The organism is Pseudomonas sp. P4_C1 (assembly GCF_056402155.1).
In genome coordinates this window covers 30,134-39,413 of record NZ_JBFUHY010000053.1, presented here as the reverse complement: position 1 = coordinate 39,413, position 9,280 = coordinate 30,134, and the positions used below count along the sequence as shown (strand labels likewise).

The following is a 9,280-nucleotide window of genomic DNA, read 5'->3' as shown; positions in this document are numbered from 1 at the left end:
TCACGACAGTGCAGGGCTCAAGGTTCATCAGGTGCTGCATGAGCGCTACCCGATTGAATTTTTTGCGGTACAGCTCGTGACCACGATCATCCTGTGCATGTAGATGAAAGGTGTGTTTTCCCAGATCGATGGCGGCAATAGCTACTTTGCTCATGGCAATGATCTCCGATAAGCCCCCTGTGAAAGCTTAGTGGTCGATCACAGGGGGCGGCGGGGGTAGCCATTTCATTAGGGATCGAGTACATCTGCATGAGATCGGTCGGCTATCAGGCCGCCATCGCGAGCAGGCTCGCTCCTACAGTTTTGAAATGCGTACGGACCAAAGAATCAGGCCGGCCGGTAGGCCGCCTCGGGCGCTGTTGCGGTGCACGCCCCATCGAGAGGCCGAGTGGAGGTTCTGCGTAGTGGGCAACCTGGCATGGATGCCGGGTTAGCCGCCCCCGGCCATGGATGGCCGATGGCGGCGGGCCCACGGAGCAGGACCGGAGCGAGGGCATGCCGAGCCACAGCGAGGCACCGAACGTCAGGGGCAAGAGCCCTTGGTTACTTGGGGCTTTTCCAAGTGACCCGCCGTAAGGGCGGAACCATAAGTCGCCATCACCGAAGAAACGGATATGCATACGGTCAACCAACACCATGGTCGGCCCAGAGGCCGCCAAGTCCCCCAAGCTGACAGCGCAGTCAGTTAGCCGTCACCCTCCTGACCGGCAAACAGGTTTATAAAGGAAAATACCAACCGACCACCCAGCCCCGGCGCCCCACTCGCATGCGAACCCAGAAAAAATCCGCCCTGCTCGTCGCCCTTCTGATCGTTCTGGCAGCGCTGGGCCTGTGGTATGTCGCCAAACCGGCCAAAGCCAAACTCGCCCCTCCCACCGCCATCCCCGTGCGAGTGGTCGCCGTTGCCGAGAAAGACGTGCCGCGCTATGTCAGCGGCATCGGTTCGGTGTTGTCCCTGCACAGCGTCGTGGTCCGCCCGCAAATCGACGGCATTCTCACCAAAATCATGGTCAAGGAAGGCCAACTGGTGAAAAAAGGCGACCTGCTGGCCACCATCGACGACCGGTCGATCCGCGCCAGCCTCGACCAGGCCCGGGCACAACTGGGCGAAAGCCAGGCGCAACTGCAAGTGGCGCAGGTGAATCTCAAGCGCTACAAACTGCTGAGCGTCGACGACGGCGTGTCCAAGCAGACTTACGACCAGCAGCAGGCCCTGGTCAACCAGCTCAAGGCCACCGCCCAAGGCAACCAGGCCTCGATTGACTCCGCCGAGGTACAGCTTTCCTACACACAAATTCGCTCACCGGTCAGCGGTCGTGTCGGTATTCGCACAGTGGATGAAGGCAACTTCCTGCGCATGAGCGACGCCAAAGGACTATTTACGGTGACGCAGATCGACCCGATCGCCGTGGAGTTCTCCCTGCCGCAGCAAATGCTGCCGACCTTGCAGGGCCTGATCAACGACCCACAGCACGCCCAGGTCAAGGCCTACATCGGTGCCGACACCGACGGCGAAACCGGCAACCTGCTCGGCGAAGGCCACCTGACCCTGATCGACAACCAGATCAACGCCAGCACCGGCACCATCCGTGCCAAGGCCGAGTTCGACAATCCAGGGCAGAAGCTCTGGCCGGGCCTGCTGGTGACGGTAAAAATTCAGACAGCCCTGGATAAAGATGCGCTGGTGGTGCCGCCGACAGTCGTACAACGCGGCCTCGACCAGCACTTCGTGTACCGGGTCAATGGCGACAAGGTCGAAGCCGTGCAGGTGCAGATGGTCTATCAAGGCAGCGGCCAGGACATCATCAAGGGCGTGAAGCCGGGTGATGTGCTGGTCAGCGATGGTCAGTCGCGGCTCAAGCCCGGCGCTACTGTGCAAGTGCTGACCGAGCCGCCGCAAGTGGTGCGATCGGAGGCGGCGCAATGAAGGGCCATGGTTCGGTTTCAGCCTGGTGCATCGACCATCCGGTGGCCACCGTCCTGCTGACGTTCGCCCTGGTGCTGCTGGGTGTCATCGCGTTTCCGCGCCTGCCGGTAGCGCCGTTGCCGGAGGCAGAATTCCCGACCATCCAGGTGGCCGCGCAACTGCCCGGCGCCAACCCGGAAACCATGGCTTCCTCGGTGGCCACGCCCCTTGAAGTGCAATTCAGCGCCATTCCCGGCGTGACCCAGATGACCTCGAGCAGTGCACTGGGCTCGACCAACCTGACCCTGCAATTCACCCTCGACAAGAGCATCGACACCGCCGCCCAGGAAGTGCAGGCGGCGATCAATACTGCCGCGGGCAAACTGCCCAAGGACATGCCGAACCTGCCGACCTGGCGCAAGGTCAACCCGGCCGACAGCCCGGTGCTGATCCTCAGCGTCAACTCCTCGCTGATGCCAGGCCCTGAGCTCAGCGACCTGACGGAAACCCTGTTGTCCCGTCAGCTCAGTCAGGTCGACGGTGTAGGCCAGGTCGTCATCACCGGTCAGCAGCGTCCGGCGATCCGCGTCCAGGTTTCGGCGGACAAGCTCGCGGCCATCGGCCTGACCCTCGCCGACATCCGCCTGGCGATCCAGCAGACCAGCCTCAACTTGGCCAAGGGTGCGCTTTACGGGGAGTCGAGCATCTCGACCCTGTCCACCAACGACCAGTTGTTCCACCCGGAGGACTACAGCCAGCTGATTGTTTCCTACAAGGACGGTGCACCGGTTCATCTGCGCGATGTCGCCAAAGTCGTCAACGGTTCGGAAGATGCCTACATCCAGGCGTGGGCGGGCTCGCAACCGGGGGTCAACCTGGTGATCTTCCGCCAACCAGGCGCCAACATCGTCGAGACGGTGGACCGTATCCAAGCCGCCTTGCCGGCACTGGAAGCGATGCTCCCCGCCTCGGTGCAGGTCAAGACGCTGATCGACCGCACCCAGACCATCCGTGCCTCGCTGCATGAAGTGGAAATTACCCTGTTGATTGCAATCATGTTGGTGGTGGCGGTGATGGCGCTGTTCCTGCGCCAACTGTCGGCCACACTGATCGTGTCGGCAGTGCTCGGAGTGTCACTGATCGCCAGTTTTGCGCTGATGTATGTGATGGGCTTCAGCCTGAACAACCTGACTCTGGTAGCGATTGTGGTCGCCGTGGGCTTTGTAGTGGACGATGCGATCGTGGTGGTGGAGAACATCCACCGTCATCTGGAGGCTGGCGACGGCATGCGCGAGGCCGCGATCAAGGGCGCCGGGGAAATCGGTTTCACCGTGGTGTCGATCAGTTTCTCGCTGGTGGCAGCGTTCATTCCGCTGCTGTTCATGGGTGGTGTGGTCGGGCGGCTGTTCAAGGAATTCGCCCTGACTGCCACCTCGACCATCATGATTTCGGTGGTGGTATCCCTGACCCTGGCGCCGACGCTGGCGGCGCTGTTCATGCGCGCGCCGGTGCATCACGCCCACGACAAACCGGGCTTCGGTGAACGCCTGTTGGCCTGGTACGAAAAAGGCCTGCGCCGTGCCCTCGCCCACCAGAAAGCGATGATCGGCGTGTTCGCTTTATCGCTGGCTCTGGCCGTCGCCGGTTACATCTTCATTCCTAAAGGTTTCTTCCCGATACAGGACACCGGTTTCGTCTTCGGCACCACCGAAGCTGCTGCCGATATTTCCTACGGCGACATGGTGAAAAAACACCTGGCGATGGCCGAAATCGTCGCCGCCGACCCCGCAGTCGAAACGTTTTCACATTCCGTCGGTGTCTCGGGCAGTAACCAGACCATTGCCAACGGCCGCTTCTGGATCACCCTGAAAAAACGCAGCGACCGCGATGTCTCGGCCAGCCAGTTCATCGACCGGATTCGTCCGCAACTGATGAAAGTACCGGGTATCGTCCTGTACCTGCGCGCCGGCCAAGACATCAACCTCAGCTCCGGCCCAAGCCGTGCACAGTACCAATATGTACTCAAGAGCAACGACGGCGGCACACTCAGCACCTGGACCCAGCGCCTGACGGAAAAACTGCGCGCCAACCCGGCCTTCCGCGACATTTCCAATGACTTGCAACTGGGCGGCAGCATCACCCATATCAGCATCGACCGCAGTGCCGCAGCCCGTTTCGGCCTGACCGCCAGCGACGTCGACGAAGCGCTGTACGATGCGTTCGGCCAGCGCCAGATCAATGAATTCCAGACCCAGGTCAACCAGTACAACGTGATCCTGGAACTGGACACCAAGCAGCGCGGCAAGGCCGAGAGCCTCAATTACTTCTACCTGCGCTCGCCCCTGAGCGGGGAAATGGTGCCGTTGTCAGCCCTGGCCAGGTTTGATGCGCCGACCATCGGCCCGCTGTCCATCGCCCATGACGGCATGTTCCCGGCGGCCAACCTGTCGTTCAACCTGACGCCCGGCGTGGCGTTGGGCGATGCGGTGATCATGCTCAACCAGGCCAAGGCCGACATCGGCATGCCGACCGCCATCAGCGGCAATTTCCAGGGCGCGGCCCAGGCGTTCCAGAGTTCGCTGGCCAGCCAGCCGTGGCTGATCCTGGCAGCGCTGGTGGCGGTGTACATCATTCTCGGCGTGCTCTACGAGAGTTTCGTGCACCCGCTGACGATCATTTCGACCTTGCCTTCGGCGGGCCTCGGCGCGGTGATCATGCTGTGGATCTGCGGCCAGGACTTTTCGATCATGGCCTTGATCGGGCTGGTGCTGTTGATCGGTATCGTCAAGAAAAACGGCATCCTGATGATCGACTTCGCCCTCGAAGCGCAGCGCAATGGCGGACTGTCGCCTGAGGAAGCAATCTTCAAGGCCTGTATCACGCGGTTCCGGCCGATCATCATGACCACCCTCGCCGCCCTGCTCGGCGCCCTGCCGTTGATGCTCGGCTATGGCACCGGCGCCGAGTTGCGTCAGCCCCTGGGAATCGCGGTGGTCGGCGGCTTGCTGGTGAGCCAGGCGCTGACGCTGTTCACCACGCCGGTCATATACTTGTGGCTGGAACGGTTATTTCATAGGCCCAAACCTTCGCCAGTACCGGCGCTGGCGAGCACAGACTGAGGCGGGGTCATGCGCGTTCTGATTATCGAAGACGAGGAAAAAACCGCGGACTATCTGCACCGCGGCCTGACGGAACAGGGTTTCACCGTGGATCTGGCCCGCGATGGTGTGGAAGGCCTGCATCTGGCGCTGGAGAGCGACTACGCGGTGATCGTCCTCGACGTGATGCTGCCGGGCCTCGACGGCTTTGGTGTGTTGCGCGCCCTGCGTGCGCGCAAGCAAACCCCGGTGATCATGCTCACCGCCCGCGAGCGTGTGGAAGATCGCATCAAGGGCCTGCGTGAAGGCGCCGATGACTATCTGGGCAAACCGTTTTCCTTCCTTGAACTGGTGGCGCGCCTGCAAGCGCTGACCCGGCGCAGCGGCGGTCATGAACCGGTGCAGGTGAGCATCGCCGACCTGTGGATAGATTTGATCAGCCGCAAGGCCACCCGCGCCGGTACACGCCTGGACCTGACCGCCAAGGAGTTCTCGCTGCTCAGCGTGCTGGCCCGGCGCCAGGGCGAAATCCTTTCGAAAACCGCCATTGCCGAAATGGTCTGGGACATCAATTTCGACAGCGACGCCAACGTGGTCGAAGTCGCGATCAAACGCCTGCGAGCCAAGCTCGACGGGCCGTTCGAAGAGAAACTGCTGCACACCATTCGCGGCATGGGTTATGTGCTGGAGAGCCGTGGTGTCCAGTAACTCGATCGCCCTGCGTTTAAGCGGAATGTTCACGCTGGTGGCGCTTTTGGTGTTCCTGCTGATCGGCTGGGCGCTGTACCAACAGGTCGACAAAGGCCTGGGCCTGTTGCCCGAGGCCGAACTGGATGCGCGCTACAGCGTGCTCCAATCCACGGTCGGCCGATACGGCACGCCCGAGCATTGGGTGAAGATCAACAACAAGCTCAATCTGCTGAGTGAAGAAGACAAGCGCATCAGTTTCTGGATCATCAGCGGCGATCCGCACTACGAATACGGCAACCTGACCCCGCAGATCCGCGCCTTTGCCCAAGGGCCGCTGGGCACCCGCGACATGCATCTGCCGGATCACCCCTATCCGCTGAAAGTGCTGGTCAGTGAGTTCCCGGCCAAGGACCAGCGCCCACCGCTGCGCTTCATGATCGCCATCGACACCGAAACATTTTTCCATACCCAGCATCAACTGCTGATCGCGTTGATCAGCCTGGCGATTGCCGGTGTGCTGCTGGCCTCGGCACTGGGTTACTGGGTGGCGCGGATCGGCCTCAAACCGCTGATCAAACTGTCCCAGGAAGCCCAGCGCCTGGCCCCGCCATTGCGCTCAGGGCGCTTGCGCCTGTCGCCGTTGCCGCCGGAGCTTGATCAATTCGTCAGCTCGTTCAACTCGACCCTGGAACGGGTTGAACAAGCGTACTCGCGCCTTGAATCGTTCAACGCCGACGTCGCCCACGAACTGCGCTCGCCACTGACCAACCTGATCGGCCAGACCCAGGTCGCATTGACCCGCGGACGCTCCGCCGAGCATTACTTCGAAGTACTGCAATCGAACCTCGAAGAGCTTGAGCGACTGCGTTCGATCATCAACGACATGCTGTTCCTCGCCAGCGCCGATCAGGGCAGCAAAGCGACCAAACTCACCTCAACCTCACTGGCCGATGAAGTGGCTACAACCCTGGAGTACCTGGATTTCATTCTCGAGGACGCTCAGGTCCGGGTTGAGGTCAGTGGTGACGCGCAAGTGCGGATCGAGATCGCTCATCTGCGCCGGGCGTTGATCAATCTGCTGAACAACGCGGTGCGACACACCGCGCCCGGGCAGGTGATTCAGGTGCGCATTGAAGCCGCAGAACACCAGGTCAGCATCGGCGTCGCCAACCCCGGTTCGCCGATTGCCCGTGAACACCTGCCACGGCTGTTCGAGCGCTTCTATCGGGTTGATGCTTCGCGCAGCAACAGCGGCCACAATCACGGTTTAGGGCTGGCCATCGTCAAGGCGATTGCGTTGATGCACGGCGGCGATGTGTTCGTGCGCAGTGACCATGGGATGAATACGTTCGGGATTCATCTGCCCGTCTGAATCCCCATTCCCTTGTGGGAGCGAGCTTGCTCGCGATACAGGCGACTCGGTGCAACTTCTGAACCGAGGTGATGCTATCGCGAGCAAGCTCGCTCCCACATTGGTTTCGGGTTGAACACAAGTGTGCGCTCAACCAACTATTGCTGTTGCCGCAACAGTCCTTTCATGAATCCACTCTTTTTCCCCTCGCTCCATATCCTTATCTTTGCCCGCACCAAACAGCACTTGCCAAGCAAGAAGGTTTTAAAGATGTCCAACAGTATGGGTATTGCCAGCGCTTTCGTTTTGTCCTCTTTGTTCCTGTCGCCGTTGACGATGGCGGAAGAGTCGCAGACTTTCGTCGCGCATAACACCGCACGCGCTGCGGCGTTCGAAGAGCATCAGATCGAGATGACCGCCAAGGCTGCGCAAGACGCCCAGGCCGAGAAAGACAGCTGATCTGCACCGATCACTCCCGTTTCCCTTGACACTTTTCATCGGCTCTTCCCTTTGAAAAGTTGTCTGCAAAGCCGCTGCTGTCAGCGGCTTTTTTATTGGCGACTCAACCTTCATTGCAAATTTTGCAACGCAAGTCACTGACGCCCACGTAATTGATCAATCGTTCGCGCAACAGAAACGATTCACTCGGCTGCTACGTTTATGCAACTACGCTTACAACGTCCCTTTAGCAGACGTCAGCCCTATGACCGCAAGCCGCACCCCGCAATTTCAAGGCCCGCCCGGGCGACCCGAGATCATGGTGATCCTCGGTAGCACCCTGACTGTCATCTCGATCCTGTGCATCGTCACTTTCCTGCTGATCCGCGAGCACGCCAATGCCCAGCAGACCGCCACACGCAGCGCGACCACCATTGCGCAACTGATCGATGCCGATGTCCTGCGTACGGTCGAGCTCTATGACCTGACCTTGCAGGGCCTGATCGCCGCCGCCCAACGGGACGACCTGAAACAGGTTTCGCCGCAGATACGTCACCTGGTGCTGTTCGACCGCTCCACAACCGCGCGCTACAAGGGCGACATCCTGCTGCTGGACAAGCACGGCGACGTGCTGGCCGACTCATCGTTGATCGAACCGAAACCGGGCAACTTCGCTGACCGCGATTATTTCCTGGCCCATGTCTTCAATCGCGACTCCGGCATGTTCATCAGCCGTCCGTTCAAGCCGCGCTGCGACTGCGATGACAGCGACGAATGGCGCATCAGTTTCAGCCGACGCATTTCCTCTCCCACGGGTGAGTTTCTGGGGGTCGCGGTGGCGTCGATGCGCATGAGCTACTTCGATCAACTGTTCAACAGCCTCGATATCGGTACCGGCAGTACGCTGGGCATCATCAACGACGAGGGGATTCTCCTGGCGCAGAAGCCGTACCGGGAACAAAACGCCATCGGCAAGAACTTCTCCAGCCGCCCCAACGTCGCACGTATGCTGCAGGAGCGCAGTGGTACCTTCGAAAGCGTGTCGAGTGTCGACCATCAACCGCGCCTGTACACCTTTTCCCGGGTCGGCAATCTGCCGCTTACCGTCATCGTGGCCCTTTCCATCGATGAAGTGTTCGCCACCTGGAACCGCACGGTCTATGTGATCAGCGGTGCGACGGGGGTTTTGTGCATCGGTCTGTTGTGGCTGACCTGGCTGCTCTGCCGCGAGCTGCGACTGCGCCAATATGCCGAGCAGGAATTGGCGCTATTGGCGGCCACCGATGCCTTGACCGGCGTGGCCAACCGTCGATCCCTTGATCAGACCCTGCGCCATGAGTGGTTTCGTGCGCAGCGCAGCGGCAAGCCGTTGTCGTTGCTGATGATCGATGCCGATCACTTCAAGGCCTTCAATGACCGGCACGGGCATCAGGCCGGCGACGACGCCTTGCGGGCATTGGCCGAGGTCATCCGCGCCAGTGTCCATCGCCCGGCAGACCTGGTGGCTCGCTATGGTGGTGAAGAGTTTTCGGTGGTCCTGGCCGAAACTGACAGCGAAGGCGCGCGGCAGATCGCCGAACAAATCCGCGAGGCGGTGCAAAAATTGCCGATGGTGGACGCCGGTGAACCGCCGATGAGCGTGAGTATCGGTATTGCCACCTGGACGGAGGTCAGCGATATCAACCTGGAGCAATTGCTGTTCAGTGCCGACAAGGCGTTGTATCAGGCCAAGGAAGGGGGGCGTAATCGGGTTGTTTGTGCCGAATAGGATTTTCATTGGATGGGCGGCGTTCCGAC

The 9,280-nt window shown here is 60.7% G+C and carries 6 protein-coding genes and 1 pseudogene; 6 read left to right on the top strand and 1 reads right to left on the bottom strand.

Annotation, left to right across the window (positions count from 1 at the left end; translation table 11 throughout):
• Window positions 1-154 (bottom strand): annotated as a pseudogene (locus AC1DU9_RS21895) (IS110 family transposase); the annotation flags it as partial.
• Window positions 155-766: 612 nt separating this feature from the next.
• Here AC1DU9_RS21895 and AC1DU9_RS21890 point away from each other — a divergent pair.
• The 6 genes from AC1DU9_RS21890 to AC1DU9_RS21865 all read left to right on the top strand — a co-directional run bounded on the left by AC1DU9_RS21890 (window position 767) and on the right by AC1DU9_RS21865 (window position 9,251).
• Complete coding sequence (locus tag AC1DU9_RS21890) at window positions 767-1,927, top strand: efflux RND transporter periplasmic adaptor subunit (protein WP_223461232.1); 1,161 nt, start codon at window positions 767-769, stop codon at window positions 1,925-1,927.
• Entirely contained in the window at window positions 1,924-5,025 is a 3,102-nt protein-coding gene (locus AC1DU9_RS21885; RefSeq protein WP_477810782.1) for a multidrug efflux RND transporter permease subunit, read from the top strand. Before AC1DU9_RS21890 ends, AC1DU9_RS21885 begins: the two co-directional genes overlap by 4 nt.
• A 9-nt stretch (window positions 5,026-5,034) precedes the next feature.
• Window positions 5,035-5,712 (top strand): heavy metal response regulator transcription factor, encoded by a 678-nt coding sequence (locus AC1DU9_RS21880; RefSeq protein ID WP_056726212.1) that lies wholly within the window; start codon window positions 5,035-5,037, stop codon window positions 5,710-5,712.
• Window positions 5,702-7,066, top strand: coding sequence for a heavy metal sensor histidine kinase (locus AC1DU9_RS21875; RefSeq protein ID WP_223461228.1), 1,365 nt, complete (start codon window positions 5,702-5,704; stop codon window positions 7,064-7,066). Before AC1DU9_RS21880 ends, AC1DU9_RS21875 begins: the two co-directional genes overlap by 11 nt.
• A 249-nt stretch (window positions 7,067-7,315) precedes the next feature.
• Complete coding sequence (locus AC1DU9_RS21870) at window positions 7,316-7,504, top strand: hypothetical protein (RefSeq protein ID WP_223461226.1); 189 nt, start codon at window positions 7,316-7,318, stop codon at window positions 7,502-7,504.
• 244 nt (window positions 7,505-7,748) lie between these two features.
• Window positions 7,749-9,251: a sensor domain-containing diguanylate cyclase gene (locus AC1DU9_RS21865; RefSeq protein ID WP_223461224.1), complete on the top strand. Its 1,503-nt coding sequence runs from the start codon at window positions 7,749-7,751 to the stop codon at window positions 9,249-9,251.
• The last annotated feature ends 29 nt before the right edge of the window (window positions 9,252-9,280 follow it).